Raw genomic sequence first — 21982 nt, 5'->3', positions numbered from 1 at the left:
GAAATCAAGATTAGCTTTAAATTAAGTATTTTCTATATATTGCAGCAAAAAAGAAAAATGACTTTAATTTTTATTGCAATTGCACTAGCAGGTATTTTTTTATGGTTAAACTATTTCAAATCTATTGATGTTTTTGAGAAAGAATCTATAGTTACAATTATAATATCGATTCTTATTGGTGCTTCTCTCGTTGGTTTTGTTTATATATATGATGCTTTTCTTTATGTAAAAATTGATGAATACAACGATTTTAAAACTTTTCTTGAATCGTTTATCAATGATAATTTATTGAAAACAGGTCTATTATTTGTTGCATTTTATTTGTTTCAAAAATTCTTTAAAAAGGAAATAAATGAACCTATAGATCAGATATTGTATGCTTGCATGATGGCAGCTGGTTTTTTTGGTGCAGAATTCATTTTATATTCAAATCATTTTACTTTAGCTGAAGTTTTAAATATAGATTCCATTTTTACAATTGATTTATTTGTTACTATTTGTTCTACAGCAATTTTCGCTTATGGTTTTGTATTAAAAGATTATAAAAAAAATAAATTTTCAGTACCAGAGTTTTTGATCTATTCTATATTATTTAATGCTTGTTTTACGCTCGTTAGAATTTTAGATGATTATTTTGAATTACCGAGATTAATAGCTGTTTTTAGTTTAGTATTTTTCCTTTTTTCGGTTTCTATTCTAAAACATATTATCAATAATAGTTTAAACCAAAGTCCATATTTTTCAATTAAAAAGATTATAAATAGTTCTTTAGTTAGAAATCAATTATTAATAATGTTTGGAGTAATATTTTTACTTCAATTTATTCTAATTGTTTCTTTTGCTGATACTGGTCATGCAGTTTCTCACATTTTATTTATGGTTTTTTCTACCGGATATATTGCAGGAATTGCTTCTGTGAGTTTATGTCATATGAAGTTGGTAAAAGGTAAATGGTATGCGTTCAAAATTCAGTTACCATTTTATCCTAGAGGATACGGAGGTAAATTAGCAATAAGAGGTTTCTCTGGAGATGAGAATGATTTTTTACCTTTTTATGAGGAAAATTTTAATCTTTTCAATGTGAATCAAAATATTTCAACTGCTCAGAAAAATGAAGATTATGTAAGAATAAATCGAAAATTATTTTTTGAAGGAGATGAATTAGGATTTCTAGCAACTATTTACAAAGATGAAAAAGAAACAAAAGTTATTCTTTATCCAAAATTACAAGGTGTTACAAAAATTGATGAAAAGCATCCTGTAGTAGGAGTTTATAGTTTGAATAAAAGTATAGATTTAAAGGAGGAAGAATTAGATATTGAAGATTTTGTATTAATGTATTGGCAAAAAATGGTGCTTTTAGAAGTGAAAGAAGAATTAATTTTAAACTAAAAAAGGATGATGGAAATATATGAAACAGAAAGACTAATTTTAAAATCTTCTACCCTGGAGGATTATGATCTAGTTTTAAAATTGACAAATTCTCCAAAGTTTATTCAATTTATAGGAGATAGAAATGTCAAATCAAAAGAAGATGCCGAGAATCATATCAAGGAAAAAATGCTGCATAAGTATGAAAAATATGGGAGTGGATCTTTTACAGTTTTTATTAAAGAAAATAACATTCCAATTGGTACTTGTGGAATTTATGATAGAAAAGAATTAGATGGAGTAGATATTGGTTTTGCTTTCTTACCAGAAATTGAAGGGAAAGGTTATGCTTATGAAAGCGTTGCAAAACTTAGAGATATTTTCGTTGAAAAAGGATTGGAAAAATTAAGCGGAATTACTTTGGAAGAGAATTTTGGTTCCCGAAAACTTTTAGAAAAACTAGGTTTAAAATTTCAAAAAAATATATCCATAGGCGATGATGAGGAAGAACTTATGCTTTATGTTTGGGAAAAGTAGAAATTTGATTTTTAGATTAAACTTAATCATGTTAGACTTTATTTAAATTATGTAAGATTGTGAATTTCCCATCTTGAGAGGGGCTAGGGATGTGTTGAAAAAATATTTATAAAAGGTGCTTTTGAAAAATTACATATTGCTAATGAATTTATGTTCAAGATAGAAATGTATGATTCATCTGAACAAACACCACTTTTAATTATTGAAAAATAAATGAAAAAAATTACTACGTTATTTAAAAAAAATCCAGAAGATCTGGGAAGAGTTATAAATGAATTAAACCCTGAAAATACTTGGGTTTTAGAAAATGGAATTGCTACTAGAAAATTTGATGGAACTTCTTGCGCTATTTTTCAAGGAGAATTATTTAAAAGATATGACGCTAGAATAAATAAAAAGACTGGAAATTATAAAAAGCCGATTCCAGAAAATGCGATTCCTTGTCAAGAAGCAGACTTTAAATCAGGACATCATCCACATTGGATAGCTTGTGATAGAAATAATAAAGCAGATCAGTATCATTTTCAAGCTTTTGATTTATTAGAGAATAAAATTGACGGAACTTATGAATTGTGTGGAGAGAAAGTGCAATCAAATCCTGAAAATATAATTGGTCATCAATTGATAAAACATGGTTCCGAAGTTTTAGAAATTCATGATTTATCTTATGAAGGAATTCAAGAATTTTTAAGTCAAAATGATATCGAAGGAATTGTGTTTATAAACCCAGAAACTGAGGATATGTGTAAAATTAGACAATCGGATTTTGGTTTAAAAAGAAAAGAAAAAGAAGTATTAATTTAAAATTTATATTATGATTAAAAAATTACTTTTATTAATTACATTGTTTTTTTCCATTTATAGTTTTTCTCAAAATAAAATTAAATACAAAAAACCAAATTATAAGTCAATTAAGAAACAAACCTTGAATGAAAACTCAGAGTTTTATTATGAAAAGTTGTTGAAAAAATTCAATGATAAAGATGCTGAACTTTCTTTAAAAGAAAAAAGACATTTCTATTATGGATATCGTTATCAAGATGCATATTCTCCAAATTTCGGTAAAGATGTGTTTACTGATAGTATTTATACAATTTTAAATAAAGAAAAATTAGTTCAGGAAGACTATAAGAAAATTGTAGAATTGGCTGATAAGGTTTTAGAAAAAGATATTATAAATTTAAATGTATATAATTATCAATTGTATTTTTTAGAACAACTAAATAATGAAGGAGATAAATATAAATTAAGATCAAAGCAATTTAAAACTTTAGTTGGTGCCATTCTTTCATCTGGATCAGGGAGAAAGCTTAAAGATCCTTTTTATGTTTTATTAATATCTCATGAATATTATATATTAAATATGCTAGGATATGAATTTGGTGGAACTCAACAATTAATTAAAAAATGTGATTTTTTAAAAGTGCAAGAAAATGAAGATGGTATAAAGGGGTTTTATTTTGATATTAGTCCTTCATTGGATTATTCAAATGACCTTTTTAAAGAATAAAAAGTAGAATATGAAACCAGATAAAAATAATAAAAGAATAAGTAAGTTTTTAAGTCTTGTGCTAAGACATCAACCAGAAAAATTACATTTAGAAATGGATGAAAATGGTTGGGTCTCTGTTGAAGATTTAATTTCTAAAATGAATAAATATCAGTATAAAATAGATTTAAGTTTATTAGAAAATGTTGTTGCTACAAATGATAAAAAACGATTTTCTTTCAATACTGATAAAACAAAAATTAGAGCAAATCAAGGGCATTCAATAAAAATTAACCTTGGTTATGAAGTGAAAACTCCACCTTTGAAATTATTTCATGGAACTGCTTCAAAGTTTACAAATAGTATTTATAAGGAAGGTTTAAAAAAGAAAAATCGTCATCATGTGCATCTAAGTAAAGATATTGAAACTGCTAAAAAAGTAGGAAGACGTCACGGAAAATTAGTCGTTTTTGAATTAGACACTACAAAAATGGTAGCGGAAAATATTCAGTTTTTTGAATCTGAAAATGGAGTTTGGTTAACAGATGAAGTTCCTGTGAAATTTTTACAAGAAATAATTCGTGAATAATCAAAAACTATCCTTACGTGTAGTAAAATATGCTTGACATTTTCATATGTTTAGCAAATATTAAAAATTAGATTATTATGAGGAAAAGATTTAAAAATAAAAACCCAGAAGAAATAATAAAATATTATAAAGGAAAAGGTTGGATAATAGAAGGTTTGATTTGGGGAGCTTTTATGCTGGTGTTTAATGAGTTTTTATTAAATTATTTAATTTATGATTCAGAGTTTACACTTAAAAGTATAATTATTTCTATTTGGATATTTGTTGGTTTAATTTTTGGTTATTTTAATTCAAAAATTATCGTTAGTACACTTAAAAATAACTTAAAAACTCAATAAAACATGAACGAAGAAAATAATATAAGTAAAACTTTACTTACAATGCTTATTTATCTTGGAAGTCCATTTGTATTAGGAATTATTTACCCTTTTATTCTTGGAATAGGACTAAGTTTAGCTTCATTATTATATTTTTCATTATTTCCACTTATCATTGGAGTAACTAGTTATTTCACTCGAGAAAAGTCTAATTTTATTCACCAAGATGTTAATGGAAATAGAGTTATATCCAAAAAATATGCACGTTTAGCAAAACCATTTTCAATAATATTTTTTATTATCACTTCTTTGATTACAGGAATATTTTGGAGTGAATTATTTTGGAGAATCTTTATAATTAACTTAATAACCGGAATAGGAATAGGATATTTAGTTCATTATTTATTTTATAAAGGATATTTCGAGACACAGAGTTTTTTCTAAAATCTTCGAAGACAAAATTTGAAACACGATTATTTAAATCGTGTTTTTTTGGCTTAAACTGAAATAACTACAAAAAGTGTAGCGAAAATTTAATCACAATTTTTATTTGAGCATTTATGATCTACAATTCTACCTTTTTCATTTTGAATAATATCACAACAATCAGAAATAAGATTTTGTAATTTTTTTCTTCCTCTTTGAATTTTAGATCGAACTGTAGTATAATTCATCTCGAGATTTTCTGCAATATCTTTCTGCGAGAAATCTTGAATTTCCGACATTTCTATAACATCTTGATATTCTTTTGGAAGTTTGTCAATAAATTTAAAAATACAAGTACAAATATCATTTGTGATTCTAGGTGATTTTTCATCTTCCGAAAATTTAAAATCTGTAATCTCTTCTGTATAAATCTTCTTTTTTCTATAATAATCAATAATCGAATTTTTTGCTATTCGATATAGTAGACTTTTAAAGTTCGATTTTTCATCAAAGGCTGCTTTAGAAAATTTATAAAATACCTCCTGGGTAATATCTTCAGCATCCTCTCGATTATTAATTCTTTTTTTTACAAAAGATAGGAGAGGAGCGTATATTTCATCAATTTCTTTATTCATAATCAAATTCATTCTTTCAATAAAATTAAATAATAAAAGTTTGTGAAGAGCGAATCCTCACAAACTTTTAGATTTTAATTAACAGCAAGTTTTGTTTTCGCTATTACAACAATCATCCGTTCCGTTATCACAACATGCATTGTACTTTTCATCTGAACAACAATCTGCTGAACAACAAGTACAACAATCAGGTGGACAAGTACAACAGTTAGTATTTGAATTTAATTCTGCGTTTCTGAATTTATTTAAATCTTTCATAAGTTCTAATATTTAATTGTTTTCACTTATAAAGACGAAGGTGTAGAAAAATGATGCAGGTTTTGAAATAAAAAAACGAGATTTATTTTCTAAATCTCGTTTATCACTATAAGTTTTAATTAAAATTATTTCAATTTAACCTCAAAAGACATCGTTTCAGGTTTATCTAAAACAACTTGTAAATCATAATTGATTCTTAGTGTTTTTCCATCTTCAGAAATCATAGCTTTATCTGTAGAAACTTTTTTAATTTTTCTAGGAAAAACATATTCAATTTCATAATCCATTGTTTTTCCAAGCATTTTTATCATTTTCTTGAATCTATCATTATCTTCTTTATTTAAATCATCTTCATTAGATTCTTCATTTTTTGGTAAAGCTTTAGAAGTCCTTTTAAAAGTTCTTCTTTTATAAGAATATTCAACATTATCATTTACTTTCGGCGTTCCTTTTGATTTTTTTTCAATTCCATCAATACCCGAGTTTTGTTTTGATTTGTCCATTGCATAGTTAAAATTTTGATGCATTAAATTCAAATCGTCCATGCTGTCAAAATCCTTGTAGACTTTTATAAAAGCTTCTCCGCTTTCTTCATTAAACTTAGATTGCATTGTTAAACCTTTAAGCTTACTTAATCTTTGTTTCTCTGGGGAATCTAAACTGTCTTTATAAAGCTCAATGAAATCATCGAAGTGAGCAATAGTATCATAAGTTAGATTTTTTTTCTTAGCGTCATTTTTACTACCACCTCCCATAGAATTAGCAAATTCTAGCATTGGTGTTAAATCAATGGACATTTCATATTTTCCTGTCATGTCTTCATTGAATACAATTCGCTCTTTCATACTACAAGAGAATAGAGCAACAGAGGTTACTAATAAAAGTAAAATTTTCTTCATTTTTCTATTTTTTAAAATTTTTCAAATATACTCTTAAAGTATAGAATATAAGAATTGAATATGTTCTTTTTTTCTTTTTATAAAAGAAGAAACTACATAAAATGTAGCGTAAATTATACAATTTTTTAATGTTTATATTCGAAAGGGATTGTAATGAAAAGCTTTTGTTTTTGAGGAATTAGAAGTTTTTAAGAAACGGAGGCGACCTAAGAAGCCCACGTATTCTTTAAAAATTCTTTTTCTAAAAAATAAAACTTGCAATGTAAAGCCCGACCTTTTTCTGCATTTTTTAAAATGAAGAAAAATGGTTTCGACCAAATGAACTCCTTTAAACAAGTTCAATGAAAAAAAGAAAAAATACTAGAAATTTCTATTTAAAAAAGGGAAGAACTCTTCTCGAATTCTTCCCTTTTTATATAAACTCTTTAAAATATAAAATTAAGGAGTTAAATTTAAATGGATTAAAATATTGAACTCCTTTAGACTTTTTAACTCAAAATTCGTTTCAAGCATGTTCATAACTGGCTTGTGAAAAATTTTAAATAAGTTCATTATCCTCTATTTAAAAGAGCAAGTCCAACTCGGATTTTATCATAAGAAATTTTCTCTTCTAAATAAATAAAGAAATCCTTCATTCCAGATGGGTCTTTGACTTCATTCACTGCTTTTTTAACTTTTGCAAATTCGTCATCTGTAATAAAATCAGAAATTTTTAATTCAAATCCCATTTCATACATTTTAAGAAGATGTCCTAGAATTGTTGTTTTTGCTAATTTTCTTTCTTTTGCAATTTCTTCTATAGAAAGTCCTTGTTCATAAAGATTATAAGATGTTTTATAAGTACCACCTTTTTCTCTTTTTTTTCTTTCTTTTTTAGGAGTTGCTACTTCTATAGTTGTTTTTTTAATTTCAATATTATTTTCTTCTACATATTTTTTAATTTCAGAAATGAAAATTTCTCCGTAAGTATCTGCTTTTTTCTGACCAACTCCTGAAACTTCTAGAAATTCAGTAACATTCAAGGGAAGTTTTTTCTGCATATCTCTCAGAGCAGCATCTCCAAAAACTAGATAAGGAGCAATGTTTTTTTCGTCAGCAATTGTTCTACGAAGCGTACGAAGAATTTCATAAAGTTCTGCATATTCTGAAGAATCAACAATAACTTCGACTTGTTTTGTTTTCTTTTTATTAAAGTCTTGAAGTGAAGTTAAAGAAACTTTTGTTCCTTGAAATAATACATTTCTTCCAAGTGGTGTTACTTTTATATGATTTGATTCATGGAATGCAACTTCACAAAAACCTAAATTGATCAATTGAATCATATATTGTTGTAAATCCTTCCATTTTATATCAGAGATAATTCCATACGTTTTTAAATTCTGATAATTTTTTTCTAGAATATGATAATTCTTTGAACCTTTTAGAAAATCAATAACAACATTAAGAGGTTCTTTTTCTTGTAAACGCATAATTCCAGAAAGAATCTTTTGCGCTAAAATGGTTCCATCAAAAAATGTTGGTGGATTTTTACAAACATCACAATTTCCACAATCTTTGATAATATGCTCACCAAAATAATTTAATAAAATCTTACGACGACAACTTAATGCATCCGCATATTGTTTCATTCGTTCAATTTTAGAAAGTTGTACCTCAGCGTTTTTAGAATCTTTAGCAAACTTTTGTAGTTGAATTACATCACCATAACTATGAAAAAGAATTGTTTCCGAATCTAAACCATCTCTTCCTGCACGACCTATTTCTTGATAATAACCTTCTACATTTTTTGGTAAATTATAATGAATTACCCATCGTACATTGGATTTGTCAATTCCCATTCCGAAAGCAACAGTTGCACAAATAATATCAATTTTATCTTGAATAAATTTTTCTTGAATATCTGCTCTTTTTTCATGATCAATCCCTGCATGATAACAGGCTGCATTAATCCCTGAATTTTGTAATTTTTCAGCAATACTTTCCGTTGTCTTTCTACTCAGACAATAAATAATTCCACTCTGATTTGGTCTTTGCTGAATAAATTTAACAATTTGCTTAATACGATCATTTGCTGGACGAACTTCTAAAGAAAGATTTGGTCTATCAAATGAAGATATAAATTTTGAAGCATTAGGAATTTCTAACTGTTTTAGAATATCTTCTCTTGTAGCTTTATCTGCTGTTGCAGTAAGAGCAATAAGAGCTGCTTTTGGAAATGCTTTTTTAAGAAAATTCAATCGTGTATATGCCGGACGAAAATCATGACCCCAAGCAGAAATACAATGTGCTTCATCAATTGCAATTAAAGAAACTTCTAAAGTTTTCAGAAAATTATCAAACATGGAAAGACTCTCTGGCGCTATATATAGAATTTTTAATTCTTTTTTTTCTGCTAAATGAAAAACCTCAGCTTGATCTTCTTGACTTTGACTACTATTTAAAAAAGCGGCTGTAATTCCATTTGCATTTAAACCATCTACCTGATCTTTCATCAAAGCAATTAAAGGAGAAATTACAATCGTGATTCCTGGAAGTAGCGTAGAAGGTAATTGATAACAAATAGATTTTCCTCCTCCTGTTGGCATAATTACCAAGGAATCATTTTTAGCAAAAATATTTTTTATAATATCATATTGAAGTGGACGAAATTCATCGTAACCGAAATATTTTTTAAGTGCGTCGTAAATTTCTCTTTTTTGAATCATGTATTTTTCTCTTTAATAACTATTTCAGTTTGGTTTATTTCGGAGACTGAGCGAAGTCTAATAAATTTAAAATTAGATTTAAATCCGACTTCGGCTTCGCTCAGTCTCCAAATGAAAAGATAACTAATTTTATTTACTATAAAAATCTAAAGCTTCCACAAGTAAATCATTTTCTACCTGACAATCGATTTTATATTTTTCAACGTTTTCTAATAAAACAAAATTCACTTTTCCACCAACATTCTTTTTATCATGTTTTAGTAAATCTAGAATACCATCATAATCTTCTGATTTTACTTCAATTTTACCGTAAATATTATGTGAAATAGATTTTAGTTTTTCTACAAGTTCCATAGGGAAGTCAAGCAATTTACTAGAAATATAACATTCCATAATCATACCAAGAGCAATAGCTTCTCCATGTGTAATATTTTCTTTCTTATCAGAATCTAAACAATAAGATTCAATAGCATGACCAAGTGTGTGACCAAAATTTAAAATTTTACGTAAACTTTGTTCTTTTGGATCTTGAAGAACAACTTCGTTTTTAATTTCAATACTTCTATGAATCAAATGATCAACATCCAAAGTATCTAAATCATAAAAAGCTTCCCAAACTTTAGCATCATAAGTCAATCCATATTTAATAACCTCAGCAAGTCCAGAACGTAATTCTCTATCTGGAACTGAACCTAAATAATAAGTATCTATAAGAACCATTTCAGGATTTGCAAAAAATCCGATTTGATTTTTCAGCACACCTAAATCAACTCCTGTTTTTCCTCCAACGGAAGCATCTACCATACTAAGCAAAGTAGTTGGAATATTTATAAATGGAATTCCACGTTTGAAAGCAGAAGCAACGAAACCTCCTAAATCTGTAATTACACCTCCACCAAGATTTATCACCAAACTTTTTCTATCACCTTTTAGCTCTGTAAAAGCTTCCCAAATATGCGTACAAGTTTGAAGATTTTTATTTTCTTCTCCAGATTCAATTTCAATAATTTCCAAAGTAGCCTCTGTAGCCATTTCTTGAAGAAGCTTTGGCAAACAATTATCATTCGTATGTTCGTCTACAATAATGAAAATTGTAGAAGGTTTTTTATTTGCTAAATAGCTATTTAAATGTTTATATCCTTCCTCTTGAAAATGTATCGAATAATCTACTGCCTGAATCGTTTTCATATTTTATATTTTAACACTGCAAATTACGTTGAAATTATTGATAAACTCAAAGCTAGTAAGTATATTTGTGAAAACTTTTTTAAGACATGGATAGAATTTTTAACAACACAGAGGTAGCGTTCAAATTAAAGTCTGATTCTGAGTTAAACAGAGCTTACTTTTTATTTAACATGATTCAAAAAGAATCATTAGTGAAAATAGGAACTTCTTTAACAAACTTTGCTTTAAAAGCAAAATTACCAGTTGAAGGTTTGATTAGGACAACTGTTTTTGATCATTTTTGTGGAGGAGTAACAGAAGATGATTGTCTACCTGTAATGGATAAAATGTATGAAAAAGGAAATGTTTGTTCTGTTTTAGATTATTCTGTAGAAGGAAAAGAGGAAGAAGAACAGTTTGATAATGCTATGAATATTACGTTAAAAATTATCAAATTCGCACAAGACAAAAAAAATATTCCTTTTGTTGTATTTAAACCAACTGGATTTGGAAGATTTGCTTTATATCAAAAAATCACAGAAGGAAAAGAATTAACAGATGCTGAGAAAAAAGAATGGGAAGTTGTTGTGAATAGATATGATACTGTTTGTAAAGCATGTCATGATGCAGGAATTCCTATTTTGATTGATGGAGAAGAAACTTGGATGCAAGATGCAGCAGATGATTTAGTAGAAGAAATGATGGTGAAATATAATAAAGAGCAAGCTATCGTTTTCAATACACTTCAATGTTACCGTTGGGATCGTTTAGATTATTTAAAAGAATTACATGGAAGAGCTAAAGAGCAAGGATTTTATATTGGTATGAAAATTGTTCGTGGTGCATACATGGAGAAGGAAAGAGAAAGAGCTCAAGAAATGGGATATAAAGATCCAATCTGTGCTACAAAACCAGATACGGATAATATGTATAACAGTGTAATGACTTATATGTTTGAAAATTTAGACATGATGTCAATTTTTGCTGGAACACATAATGAAGATAGCTCTTATCTTTTAATGGAATTAATGAACAAAGCAGGTGTGAAACACGATGATAAAAGAGTATTCTTTGGACAACTTTATGGAATGAGTGATCATATTTCTTATAATTTGGCTGCTCATCAATATAATGTTGCAAAGTATCTTCCGTTTGGACCTGTTCGTGATGTGATGCCATACTTGATTCGTAGAGCTGAAGAAAATACTTCTGTTGCTGGGCAAACAAGTAGAGAGCTTAACTTATTGAAGACAGAGAGAGAAAGAAGAAAAATGTAAGAATGGAATTATTATTTTTTATCGCTTTTTTACTAGTTTTTCTAGGAATCGATATTTATATATTAAGAGTTTACCATAGATTATTGAAAAGCACGTTGTCAAAGCGTGTTTTTCAATATTTATATGTGATTTTTGGAATTATAGCTTATGTTGGAGTTATAAATATTTACTTATTAAGATTTGTTTTAAAAAATGAATCATTCAATGCTTCGATTTTTAAGAACATTACAACTGGTGTTTTTATATCCTTTTTTATTTTTAAAATACTACTAGCATTATATCTGTTTAATTATGATATATACAGATACATAAAATATATTTATTTAATAATAAAAAGAAAAAAAGGAGAAAAGAAAGTAACACTTAAAGAACGAAGAAAATTTATTGGTCAATTAGGACTTTTAGCTGCTTCGGTTCCTTTTGCTTCTATGATTTATGGAATTTCAAAAGGAAAATATCGTTATACTGTAAAAAATGTAAATCTGAAACTAAAGAATTTACCAGATGCTTTCAAAGGATTCAAAATTGTACATATTTCAGATGTACATGCAGGAAGTTTTGATAGTAAGGAAGATGTGCAAAGAGGAATTGATTTAATCAATGCACAAAATCCGGATGCTGTATTTTTTACTGGAGATTTAGTAAATAATGATGCAAGAGAAATTACAGAATATGTGGATGTTTTTAAATCTATTAATTCGAAATTTGGGAAATTTTCTTGTTTAGGAAACCATGATTATGGAGATTATAAAGATTGGGGAACTAAAGAAGCAAAAGAGCAGAATATGCAACTTCTTTTTCAACAACATGAAAAAATGGATTTCCAATTACTAAACAATGAAAGTAGAAGAATTCATAAAGATGGAGCGTTTATCGATATTGTTGGTGTGGAGAATTGGGGGAGTTTAGGAAGATTTCCAAAAATTGGAGATTTAGACAAAGCTCTTACCAATACAGAAAATGATAGTTTTAAAATTCTTATGTCACATGACCCAACACATTGGGATGAAAAAGTTTTAGAGCACCAAACACATATTGATCTGACTTTATCTGGGCATACACATGGAATGCAATTTGGAATTGAAATTCCTGGATTTAAATGGAGTCCTTCGAAATTTATCTATCCAAGATGGGCAGGACTTTATGAAGAAAAAAATCAATTTCTTTATGTAAACCGTGGATTTGGATTTTTAGGTTTTCCAGGAAGAGTTGGAATTTGGCCAGAAATTACGGTTATTGAGTTGAGTTAAAAGAATTAGTTATAATAAACTTTAACAAATATTTATAGACATTTCACTTTTATTAGTGGAATGTCTTTTTTTTACAATATTTTGTCTTTTTTGTTAGTTTTTATATTTAACCATAAATGTAGTTTTGATTGAAATTAATTACTACAAATATGTAAAAAAATTATTTTAAAAAAGCGCTAATCTTACTTTCGATTCCAATTTATTCTTTTAGTCAATGTGATGATCCTAATATAAATTTGTCTAGTCAAGCTGAGATTAATTCTTTTTCTACAAATTATGCTGAATGTACGGAACTATCAGGGAACTTAACAATTTCGGGCGAGGATATCACGACCTTAGAACCACTTCAAAATATCACATCAATTGGAGGAAACCTTTTCATTTCCAACACTTCCATTACAGTTTTAGATGAATTATCTAATTTAGAAACAGTTTCAGGATTTTTGAAAATTACGAATAATGCGCAATTGACCGAAATTTCATTAAACTCCGAAAATTTAAATGATCTTTTTATTAGGTTAAATCCAAATCTTGAAAAAATAAATGCTACTGGTCTAGAGTCTGCAAATGAAATTGATATTTATGGAAATGCTTCTCTGAATACTTTAAATTTATTTGATCTTTCTACAGTTTATAATTTATTAATTGGAAATAATGATAATTTAGAATCTCTAACCTTTTTAAGCCTAGAAAATTCTACAAATAATATTCAAATTTATCAAAATGATGAACTTAATGCTGTGAATTTTCCGAGTTTGACCACAGCTGATGATTTTACTGTACATAAAAATGATTCTTTAATTTTACTTAATATTAGTTCTTTAGAAACTGTTGAAGACTTTGATTTTATCTCAAATGAATCTATGTTGAGTCTAGATTTAAATTCAATTACCTCAACTTATATTTTAACTATTGAAGAAAATTTGAATTTAGTTGAAATAAAAACACAAAACTTAAACTCAATTCACAGAACTGTTATTGAAAATAATAATGAATTGAAAAATATAACTTTTAATAATGTTACTGAAATAGGTCCAATTAAAGTAGAAGGAAATTTAAATTTAGAAAAAATTGAATTTGGGAATTTAGCTGAAATCACAGGAGATTATCCAGGTTATATTCCTTTAGATTTACATATTAAAGACAATAATAAATTGGAAGATATTTTATTTTCAAATCTAAATTCAGTCGAAAGTATTAGAATCGAAGAAAATCCTTCGTTGACTAATTGTACGATTGATTGTTCAATTTTTGAAGCGTTAAATACAAATACTATTGAAGATGATTTATATTTTCAGAATAACAGTAGTTTTTTAAATGATATTTCGGATTTATGCCCACAAATTGGAATTGAAGAAGAAAATATTGAAAATTTAATTATATTATTTCCAAATCCAGTAAAAGATTATATTTCAATTCAATCAAAAAATGATATTTCTAAAATTCAAGTTTTGGAAATAACTGGTAAACAAGTTTTGGAGAAATTAAAATCGAAAAGTATAAAAATCGAAAACTTAAAGAATGGTATTTATATAATTAAGGTTTTTGATACTAATAATAATATATTAACAGATAAATTTATTAAAGGATAGTAATAGAAAATTAATTATTCTAAAGCGATTAATATTATTAATCGCTTTTTTAATTTTAAATAATTTAGTAATAATGTTAAAATATTATATTTGTCTTGAAAATTTAAAAAAACAAATATGAAATTTTTTTCAAAAAAACTATTGCTATTAGCAAGTGTAATTTTATTTTCTAAATTTACTTTTGCTCAATGTCCAGAAGGAGATGTAATTTTAACTACAGCAGAAGAAACAGCAAACTTTAATTCTATTTATCCCGATTGTACTGAAATAAATGGAGATTTAATAATTGATGGGGATAATGCATATGATTATTTTAACCATTTTAATCAGATTACTTCAATAAATGGAGATTTAATACTGAAAAATACAAATAGAGATGAATTTTTCTTAGATGCATTAACTAGTGTAGATAAAATAATACTTGATAATAATGATGGTCTAGTCACAATCGAGATATTTGAAATAGTCAATATAAATGAAATAGTAATTAAAAATAATGATACATTAGAAATTATTTCATTGAGTGGGCCAAATACAATAAATAATATTTTTATAGAAAATAATTCTTCCGAATATGAATTTAGTTTTGATTTTTTTGATTTAGAGATGGTTACGGGTAGTGTTGTTTTTAAAAATAATATACAACTTATAGCTACATCATTTCCAGATTTGATAAGTGTAAACGATGTGAATATTGAAGACAATAATTTTATAATGGATAATAATTCTGAATATGATCAAATTATTTTCCCAAAACTAGTGTCTGCTAATAATATCTATATTAAGGATAATAATCACCACTATCATTCTAATTTTTCAATACTTGAATCTGTGAATAAGTTTGAATTTATTAATAATAATGATGTTGTAGATTTGAATCTTTCAAATTTGAATGATGCAAAGTTAATTAATGTTATATCTAATAATCAGTTGAGTGAATGTGATTTCTATTGTCCTTTATTATCTGGTCTTTATTGGAATTCTATTGATACAGACCTTTATTTTTATGAGAATAAAGAAGGGTGTAGTAGTGTGATTGAAATATGTCCTGAGATTTTAGATGTAAATGAAGAAAGTAAGTTACAGTTTTCTATTAAACCAAATCCAGCAAAGAATACGATTTCAATTCAGACTGAGAAACAAATTTCTAAAATCGAAATATTCGATATTACCGGTAAGAAAATTATTCAAAAATATAATACTGATCAAATAAATGTTCAAAATTTAGAAAATGGAATTTATTTTATAAAGATTTTTAATTCTAGAAATAATATAATAACAGAGAAGTTTATTAAAGAATAATAAATTAATTTATCTAAAGCGATTAACATAGTTAATCGCTTTTTTATTACGTAAAAATACTTAATATTGAATATAATTGTGTTTATAGTGTTTTTTTAACTAAATATGATTTATATTTATAAAAAAATATTTTAAAAATTAATTTTATGAAAAAAAATACTCCAAAAAAATTGCTTATTGCTCTTTTTTCTATTTTTAGTTTTAACTCTTTTGCTCAATGTCCTGATGGGGATGTTACCTTAAATTCTCAAGAAGATATAGATCAATTTATCATTGATTATCCTAATTGTACAGAGATTTCTGGTGAATTGAAAATTATTTCAGATTCTAATTCTGAGATTTTAAATTTTAATGGTCTAAATAATATTTCTACTGTTACAGGGAAATTAATCATTTTAAATAATTCACTTTTTGAAAATTTCGATGGGTTAAATTTCACTTCTATTGGTGGGTTAGAAATTAAAAATAATGCCCTTGAAGATATATTTATACCGTTTACAGAAATTAATGGTGATTTAATAATTAAAGATAATGATCACATATTAGATTTAGAAGTACTTCAAAATATTATATCAATTGAAGGTGATATATTAATTGAGGGGAATTCTTTATTACACCATGCTGGTTCTATTCAATCTTTGCAAAACTTTGATGGAAATATTACGATTAGAAATAATGATAATTTAAGTAGTATGATTTTTGATACTGGTATTTCCATACAAAAATTTGAAATCGATGCAAATGAGTCGATGACCTCATTAAGTATTACTAATGATAATTTGATTATTGATGAATTAATCATTACAAACAATACTAACCTTTATGAACTAAATTTAATTAATAAAATTAATAGTCAAATTAAAATAATCAATAATCCTGAAATTGATACAATTGATTTTTCCGAAATTATTGGCTCTGAAATAGGAGCTATTGAAATTACGGATAATGCTTCTGTTCAGTCTATAAATTTCACTAATTTAAATGCTATAAATGGAAATCTAATTATTAATGATAATAATGAGTTAGTTTCTATTAATTCAGAATCTATTACTGATTTACAAGGAGGTATTACAATTGCTGGTAATGCATTATTAAACGAAATAGGTTTAAGTAATGTGACAGAACTTCACGGAATTAATATTAGAGATAATAATGCATTAGAAACTATAAATATTGCTTCAAACAGCAGTACTATTTCAGATGTAGAATTGACAAATAATGATCATTATTATGGAGGTAGTCCAGGTCCTGAAGTTTATAACAATAGTTCCTTAAAGATTTTTACAATTGGAGGATTTGATAAAATAACTTCGAATACTATTAGAATTAGTCATAATCCTTTATTAGAGAATTTAACTATTTTAAATTTTGAAAATGGAATTGAAAGTGAACTAGATATTATTGATAATGGTAATGGAATGAATTTAGATTTACCTGATTTAAAAAAAATTACATATTTATTATTTGATCAAAATTCTATAGCATCTATTAATATTCCCAATCTAGAAGAAGTTGAGTTGTTCTTTGAAATAAGTGAAAATAATTTTATTGATAATTCAGTTTTAAATCTTCCAAATCTTAATTTTATTGGAAATGTAAAATTCATAGGTAATGAAAATCTAGAAGAAATTAATTTCCAAAATCTTAATGAGTTAACAAATGTAGATGATTATTTATTTGATAGTAATAGAATAGAAAACAATTCAGGATTAAAGAAAATCAATTTTTCTTCTATATTAGAATTTAAAGATTTTATGCAAATATCAGGTAATGAAGAGATTGAGGAAGTTAATTTTGAGTCATTAAAAAAGTCTGTTGGTATTAATATTAATGGTGAGGAATCGTTGACAACACTAGATTTAGATGCTTTAGAAGAGGTGAATGAAGTACCACATGATTTTGATATATGGTATTCAGAATTTGGACTAGTAATTAATAACACTAAAATTGAAGATATAAAATTAAATGCTTTAACTATTAATGTAACTAGATTAGAAATCAAAAATAATTCAGAATTACAGAGCTTAGAAATACCATGTGAGGTTTTATCAAGCTTATATTGGAATGGAGAGGCTTTAAGTATTGTTATAATAGAAAATGGTGAATATATATTTGATATTGAAGAATATTGTCCAGAGATAATTAATATTGAAGAAGAAGTAATACATGAATTTTCAATTTTACCAAACCCTGCAAAAAACAAAATTAGGATTAATACAGATCTAGATATTTCTCAAATTAGTATTGTTGATCTAACTGGAAGAACGGTTTTGAAAACTAAAGAAACTCAAAATATTAATATTATATCACTTGAAAAAGGTGTGTATTTTTTGAATATTTCAGACTCTAAAAACAATACAATGACAGAGAAGTTTATTAAAGAATAATAAATATTAACAGATTTATTTAAAGCGATTAACAATGTTGTTAATCGCTTTTTTACTTATATAATTTAGTAAATTATGTAGAACTACTGGGAATTTAAAAATATGATATAAATTTAACTGAATATTTGTATATTTAAAAAAAAACAATTAAAAATTAATTTTATGAAAAAAAATACTCCAAAAAAATTGCTTATTGCTCTTATTTCTATTTTTAGTTTTAACTCTTTTGCTCAATGTCCTGATGGAGATGTTACCTTAAATTCTCAAGAAGATATAGATCAATTTATCATTGATTATCCTAATTGTACTGAAATCTCAGGTGATTTGAATATTATCAGTTTTGATGCAGAAAATTTAAGCGGATTAGAAAATATCACCTCTGTTGCAAACTCTCTAAATATTCAAAATTTATTTAATATTGAAAATTTCAATGATTTGAATATTCAGACTGTTGGAGAACTTGTTATTAAAAATATAAGTTTAACGAATTTAGAAGGTTTAAATATCACAACTGTTTCTGGAGATGTTACAGTCGAAAATAATAATTATTTAATTTCATTTGAAGGGTTGAATCTTTTAACTTCTATTGGAGGGAATTTAATTATAGAAAATAATGATTCAATTTTAAATTTTGAAGGATTTGATATGCTAGAATCTATAGGTGGGGATTTTCATTTCTCTTTTAACGAAGAGCTTTATGACACCACAGGATTTGATAGTTTAACAACAATTTCTGGAGAACTTTTTCCTGAAGGAAATCCAACTTTAATAAATTTAATTTTTGATTCTATAATAACTATAGGAAGTTTAAGAATAGATAATAGTGATTTGAGTATATATGATACTTATACTCACTTTAATGAAGATCTGACAAATATTTCTTTTTCAAATTTAGAAATAGTAGATAATTTATTCTTATACTTTAAAAATGATAATGTTATAGGTTTAAATAATACTTTTTCAAAATTAACAACAAGTGAAGAAATTAACATCAGAATTGCTAAACAAGATTTTTTTTACTTTGAACCTGTTTTTCCAATGATACAAAATTGTAAAACATTAAAAATATATAATTATCATGGTCAAGTAAGTAATTTCAACGAAATAGAAAATATTTCAGATTTGGAAAATTTATATATTTCTGGAAATTTTATGTTTGAAAATTTAAATAGTTCTTCTTTAAAAGAAATTTCTATACAAAATAATGTAAGTATTGAAAACTTAACAATTGAAAATTCAGGAAGTTTAAACAAATTAACTATCGAAAATACCGAAGTTCTTGAGAATTTAAATATTAGCAATACAGATAATTTATATGAATTAAAAATTATTGAAAATGATCTATTAGGAAGTATAAATATTCCAAATTCAGATGAATTAACTTTAATTGAGATTATTGATAATCCTAATTTAGATTTATGTTCTATTGATTGTGATAAAATATCTGAATTGTATCATAATTACTATAATAATGATATTTTTATAGAAAATAATGGAGAGAATTGTTCTATAGATTCAATATGTCTTGATATTATTATAAATGTAGATGAAGAAGAATTAATTGAATTTTCTATTCTACCTAATCCTGCATCTAAAGAGATTACAGTTGTTTCTAATTTAAATATTTCTAAAATTGAAATATTCGATATTACCGGTAAGAAAATTATTCAAAAATTTAATACTGATCAAATAAATGTTCAAAATTTAGAAAATGGAATTTATTTTATAAAGATTTTTGATTCTAGAAATAATATAATAACAGAGAAGTTTGTAAAAGAATAATAAATATTAAAAGGTTTATTAAAAGCGATTAACATAGTTAATCGCTTTTTTATTTTTATAAAATGATATTTTATTATCATATTAAATTGTAATCAAATATTAGTTTTTTAATTTATGTTAAAATCATATATTCGCATAAAATAAAAAAATATTAATATGAAAAAGTATTTTAGAAATACGATGAAACTGATTTTTGTTCTATTTTCAGTTTCTTTCTATTCTCAATGTCCTGCAGGAGACGTAATTATTTCATCTCAAAATGAATTAAATGATTTTATTTCTAATTACCCTAATTGTACAGAAATAAATGGAGATTTAATTATAAAAAATACAGATATAATATCTTTAGAAGAACTACCGAATTTACAAGATATACAAGGTACTTTTAAATTAGAAAACAATAACTCTTTGATAAATATTGGTAATATTTACAAAGCAAGCGGTGTAGAAATATTAGATAATGATGCATTACAAAATATTGTATTATTTATTGATAATTCTAACGGATATTCGTTAAATGAACGTCTTGAAATAAAGAATAATGATTCATTAAAGAATATTGTATTTAATGGACTTACTAATTACCAATCTGAATTTTCTAATAATAATTCTCTTGAGACTATAATTTTTTTAGAAGAAGCTTTTTCTGGAAATATAACTATAAAAGATAATCCTGTTTTAATTGATGTTGAAGGCTTAGATGAATTTATTCAATTAAAAGTTTCAAATAATTCAAAATTAAAAGAAATAACAACGCCTAATGATTTTGATGCAGATAATGATTTACAAAATATTAATAATGTAAATATATTAAATAATCCCAATCTTGAAACCATTCCAACTATTTCTCACTTATCAACTTTACAAGAAATTAATATAACAAATAATCCGAAGTTAGACTATGATATTAATTTTGAAGGATTACAAAGTATTGAAAGTTTAAGTTTAGAAAATAATAATGTTACAAATCTTAATTTAGAATTCCCAAATTTAAATAATGTAGGGAATATTAATATTAATGAACCTACTGCAAATAATGTTAATATTTCAATGCCTTTAGTATCTACAATAAATTATTTGCAATTTCATAATTTAAAAATTGAGACATTAAACCTAAGTAATTTAACTCTTATAAATTCAGGTTTTTATTTTACAAATAATATCTTTTTAGAAACACTTAATCTAAATTTAGATATTGAAAAAATGGGTAGATTTAAATGTATTAATAATGAAAATTTACAAAGTATCGTTTTTCCAAATTTATATAAGATTGATACAAATTTTGATTTTCCTATTTCAATTAATTATTCTTTTAATATATCTGAAAATAATGCACTTGAAGAAATTTCTTTTCCTATTCTAAATTCTGTTTATGTTCCCATGTATATAAATGGAAGTGCTTTAGAAATTCTGAATCTTCCAATTTTAAAAAGTGTAATCAATTTAAATATAAATAATACGAATCTTTCAAGTCTAAACTTGCAAAGTTTGTTAATAACAATTGGTAGTTATAATACATTAAGTGATGAATTTTCTCATGATATTCAAATTCAAAATAACGACAATTTAAAGTCGGTTTATCTAGATAATCTTGTAATAAATTCTTCTCTATTATTCATAAACAATTCTGTTTTAGAAGATGTATTTGTCAGTTGTAATATTGTAACAGATTTATATGAAAACGAAATTGAAAATGACATAATTATTGTTAATAATTTTAAAGATTTCAATGCTGAATATTTTTGTTCAGATTTAAATATTTCAGTAGAGGATAAATCAAATCTTTTTATTTATCCAAATCCAATAAAAAACACATTATTTATTGAAAATATCTCAGAAGTAAACACTATTCAAATACAAGATTTATCGGGTAAATTAATAGTACAAAAATCTAACTCGAATTCTATCAATGTTTCAGATTTGACAAAAGGAGTTTACATTATAAAAATATTTGAAGAAAATAAAAAATATACGTTTCATAAATTCCTAAAACAATAAT

19 protein-coding genes are annotated in these 21982 nt (G+C 25.5%); 14 read left to right on the top strand and 5 right to left on the bottom strand.

Translation table 11 applies throughout. The features are described 5' to 3' along the window. The first annotated feature begins 57 nt into the window (after window positions 1–57). The 7 genes from I0K12_RS06320 to I0K12_RS06290 all read left to right on the top strand — a co-directional run bounded on the left by I0K12_RS06320 (window position 58) and on the right by I0K12_RS06290 (window position 4747). Window positions 58–1392 (top strand): hypothetical protein, encoded by a 1335-nt coding sequence (locus I0K12_RS06320; RefSeq protein ID WP_196886283.1) that lies wholly within the window; start codon window positions 58–60, stop codon window positions 1390–1392. A 6-nt stretch (window positions 1393–1398) separates the two neighbouring features. Further along, on the top strand, window positions 1399–1908 hold the full coding sequence (locus I0K12_RS06315; protein ID WP_196886281.1) for a GNAT family N-acetyltransferase: 510 nt from the start codon (window positions 1399–1401) through the stop codon (window positions 1906–1908). Between the two features lie 213 nt (window positions 1909–2121). Then, window positions 2122–2712, top strand: coding sequence for a hypothetical protein (locus I0K12_RS06310; protein WP_196886279.1), 591 nt, complete (start codon window positions 2122–2124; stop codon window positions 2710–2712). Window positions 2713–2722: 10 nt separating this feature from the next. Beyond that, entirely contained in the window at window positions 2723–3418 is a 696-nt protein-coding gene (locus tag I0K12_RS06305; protein WP_196886277.1) for a DUF4919 domain-containing protein, read from the top strand. Window positions 3419–3428: 10 nt separating this feature from the next. Then, window positions 3429–3986, top strand: a complete 558-nt coding sequence (locus I0K12_RS06300; RefSeq protein WP_196886275.1) for an RNA 2'-phosphotransferase — start codon at window positions 3429–3431, stop codon at window positions 3984–3986. Between the two features lie 77 nt (window positions 3987–4063). Continuing rightward, window positions 4064–4324 (top strand): hypothetical protein, encoded by a 261-nt coding sequence (locus I0K12_RS06295; protein ID WP_196886273.1) that lies wholly within the window; start codon window positions 4064–4066, stop codon window positions 4322–4324. A gap of 3 nt (window positions 4325–4327) precedes the next feature. Then, window positions 4328–4747, top strand: a complete 420-nt coding sequence (locus I0K12_RS06290; RefSeq protein WP_196886271.1) for a hypothetical protein — start codon at window positions 4328–4330, stop codon at window positions 4745–4747. Window positions 4748–4836: 89 nt separating this feature from the next. Here I0K12_RS06290 and I0K12_RS06285 read toward each other — a convergent pair whose 3' ends face one another. From I0K12_RS06285 to aroB, 5 genes are all read right to left on the bottom strand, one after another. Next, window positions 4837–5364: a sigma-70 family RNA polymerase sigma factor gene (locus tag I0K12_RS06285; RefSeq protein WP_196886269.1), complete on the bottom strand. Its 528-nt coding sequence runs from the start codon at window positions 5362–5364 to the stop codon at window positions 4837–4839. Window positions 5365–5442: 78 nt separating this feature from the next. Beyond that, window positions 5443–5622: a hypothetical protein gene (locus tag I0K12_RS06280; RefSeq protein ID WP_196886267.1), complete on the bottom strand. Its 180-nt coding sequence runs from the start codon at window positions 5620–5622 to the stop codon at window positions 5443–5445. A 125-nt stretch (window positions 5623–5747) separates the two neighbouring features. Beyond that, entirely contained in the window at window positions 5748–6521 is a 774-nt protein-coding gene (locus I0K12_RS06275; protein WP_196886265.1) for a hypothetical protein, read from the bottom strand. Window positions 6522–7072: 551 nt separating this feature from the next. Next, a complete protein-coding gene (gene recQ, locus I0K12_RS06270) occupies window positions 7073–9226 on the bottom strand; it encodes a DNA helicase RecQ (RefSeq protein ID WP_196886263.1) in 2154 nt (717 codons plus the stop codon). Between the two features lie 129 nt (window positions 9227–9355). Beyond that, window positions 9356–10414 (bottom strand): 3-dehydroquinate synthase, encoded by a 1059-nt coding sequence (gene aroB / locus I0K12_RS06265; RefSeq protein WP_196886261.1) that lies wholly within the window; start codon window positions 10412–10414, stop codon window positions 9356–9358. 86 nt (window positions 10415–10500) lie between these two features. On the opposite strand from aroB, the gene I0K12_RS06260 reads away from it, so the two are divergent. From I0K12_RS06260 to I0K12_RS06230, 7 genes are all read left to right on the top strand, one after another. Continuing rightward, the gene (locus I0K12_RS06260) at window positions 10501–11670 is read left to right on the top strand and encodes a proline dehydrogenase family protein (RefSeq protein WP_196886259.1); all 1170 of its coding nucleotides are present in this window, start codon (window positions 10501–10503) and stop codon (window positions 11668–11670) included. A 2-nt stretch (window positions 11671–11672) separates the two neighbouring features. Then, a complete protein-coding gene (locus I0K12_RS06255) occupies window positions 11673–12920 on the top strand; it encodes a metallophosphoesterase (protein WP_196886257.1) in 1248 nt (415 codons plus the stop codon). Window positions 12921–13156: 236 nt separating this feature from the next. Next, the gene (locus I0K12_RS06250; protein WP_196886255.1) at window positions 13157–14512 is read left to right on the top strand and encodes a T9SS type A sorting domain-containing protein; all 1356 of its coding nucleotides are present in this window, start codon (window positions 13157–13159) and stop codon (window positions 14510–14512) included. A gap of 117 nt (window positions 14513–14629) precedes the next feature. Beyond that, window positions 14630–15814, top strand: a complete 1185-nt coding sequence (locus I0K12_RS06245) for a T9SS type A sorting domain-containing protein (RefSeq protein ID WP_196886253.1) — start codon at window positions 14630–14632, stop codon at window positions 15812–15814. Between the two features lie 146 nt (window positions 15815–15960). After that, complete coding sequence (locus tag I0K12_RS06240) at window positions 15961–18201, top strand: T9SS type A sorting domain-containing protein (protein ID WP_196886250.1); 2241 nt, start codon at window positions 15961–15963, stop codon at window positions 18199–18201. Between the two features lie 162 nt (window positions 18202–18363). Further along, window positions 18364–19983, top strand: a complete 1620-nt coding sequence (locus I0K12_RS06235) for a T9SS type A sorting domain-containing protein (RefSeq protein ID WP_196886248.1) — start codon at window positions 18364–18366, stop codon at window positions 19981–19983. 156 nt (window positions 19984–20139) lie between these two features. Next, a complete protein-coding gene (locus I0K12_RS06230) occupies window positions 20140–21981 on the top strand; it encodes a T9SS type A sorting domain-containing protein (RefSeq protein ID WP_196886246.1) in 1842 nt (613 codons plus the stop codon). The last annotated feature ends 1 nt before the right edge of the window (window position 21982 follow it).

The organism is Aureivirga sp. CE67, from assembly GCF_015767245.1.
Classification (GTDB): domain Bacteria; phylum Bacteroidota; class Bacteroidia; order Flavobacteriales; family Flavobacteriaceae; genus Aureivirga.
Note: the sequence above shows the minus strand (reverse complement) of the source record. Positions and strands in the feature narration are given on the sequence as shown.

Excerpts from the sequence above, each read along its gene's own strand:
- I0K12_RS06305 (WP_196886277.1), top strand. The coding sequence starts at position 2,723 with ATGATTAAAAAATTACTTTTATTAATTACATTGTTTTTTTCCATTTAT.
- I0K12_RS06230 (WP_196886246.1), top strand. The coding sequence starts at position 20,140 with ATGAAAAAGTATTTTAGAAATACGATGAAACTGATTTTTGTTCTATTT.
- I0K12_RS06255 (WP_196886257.1), top strand. The coding sequence starts at position 11,673 with ATGGAATTATTATTTTTTATCGCTTTTTTACTAGTTTTTCTAGGAATC.
- I0K12_RS06300 (WP_196886275.1), top strand. The coding sequence starts at position 3,429 with ATGAAACCAGATAAAAATAATAAAAGAATAAGTAAGTTTTTAAGTCTT.
- I0K12_RS06290 (WP_196886271.1), top strand. The coding sequence starts at position 4,328 with ATGAACGAAGAAAATAATATAAGTAAAACTTTACTTACAATGCTTATT.
- recQ (WP_196886263.1), bottom strand. The coding sequence starts at position 9,226 with ATGATTCAAAAAAGAGAAATTTACGACGCACTTAAAAAATATTTCGGT.
- I0K12_RS06310 (WP_196886279.1), top strand. The coding sequence starts at position 2,122 with ATGAAAAAAATTACTACGTTATTTAAAAAAAATCCAGAAGATCTGGGA.
- I0K12_RS06280 (WP_196886267.1), bottom strand. The coding sequence starts at position 5,622 with ATGAAAGATTTAAATAAATTCAGAAACGCAGAATTAAATTCAAATACT.
- I0K12_RS06285 (WP_196886269.1), bottom strand. The coding sequence starts at position 5,364 with ATGAATAAAGAAATTGATGAAATATACGCTCCTCTCCTATCTTTTGTA.
- aroB (WP_196886261.1), bottom strand. The coding sequence starts at position 10,414 with ATGAAAACGATTCAGGCAGTAGATTATTCGATACATTTTCAAGAGGAA.
- I0K12_RS06260 (WP_196886259.1), top strand. The coding sequence starts at position 10,501 with ATGGATAGAATTTTTAACAACACAGAGGTAGCGTTCAAATTAAAGTCT.
- I0K12_RS06295 (WP_196886273.1), top strand. The coding sequence starts at position 4,064 with ATGAGGAAAAGATTTAAAAATAAAAACCCAGAAGAAATAATAAAATAT.
- I0K12_RS06275 (WP_196886265.1), bottom strand. The coding sequence starts at position 6,521 with ATGAAGAAAATTTTACTTTTATTAGTAACCTCTGTTGCTCTATTCTCT.
- I0K12_RS06235 (WP_196886248.1), top strand. The coding sequence starts at position 18,364 with ATGAAAAAAAATACTCCAAAAAAATTGCTTATTGCTCTTATTTCTATT.
- I0K12_RS06240 (WP_196886250.1), top strand. The coding sequence starts at position 15,961 with ATGAAAAAAAATACTCCAAAAAAATTGCTTATTGCTCTTTTTTCTATT.
- I0K12_RS06320 (WP_196886283.1), top strand. The coding sequence starts at position 58 with ATGACTTTAATTTTTATTGCAATTGCACTAGCAGGTATTTTTTTATGG.
- I0K12_RS06245 (WP_196886253.1), top strand. The coding sequence starts at position 14,630 with ATGAAATTTTTTTCAAAAAAACTATTGCTATTAGCAAGTGTAATTTTA.
- I0K12_RS06315 (WP_196886281.1), top strand. The coding sequence starts at position 1,399 with ATGATGGAAATATATGAAACAGAAAGACTAATTTTAAAATCTTCTACC.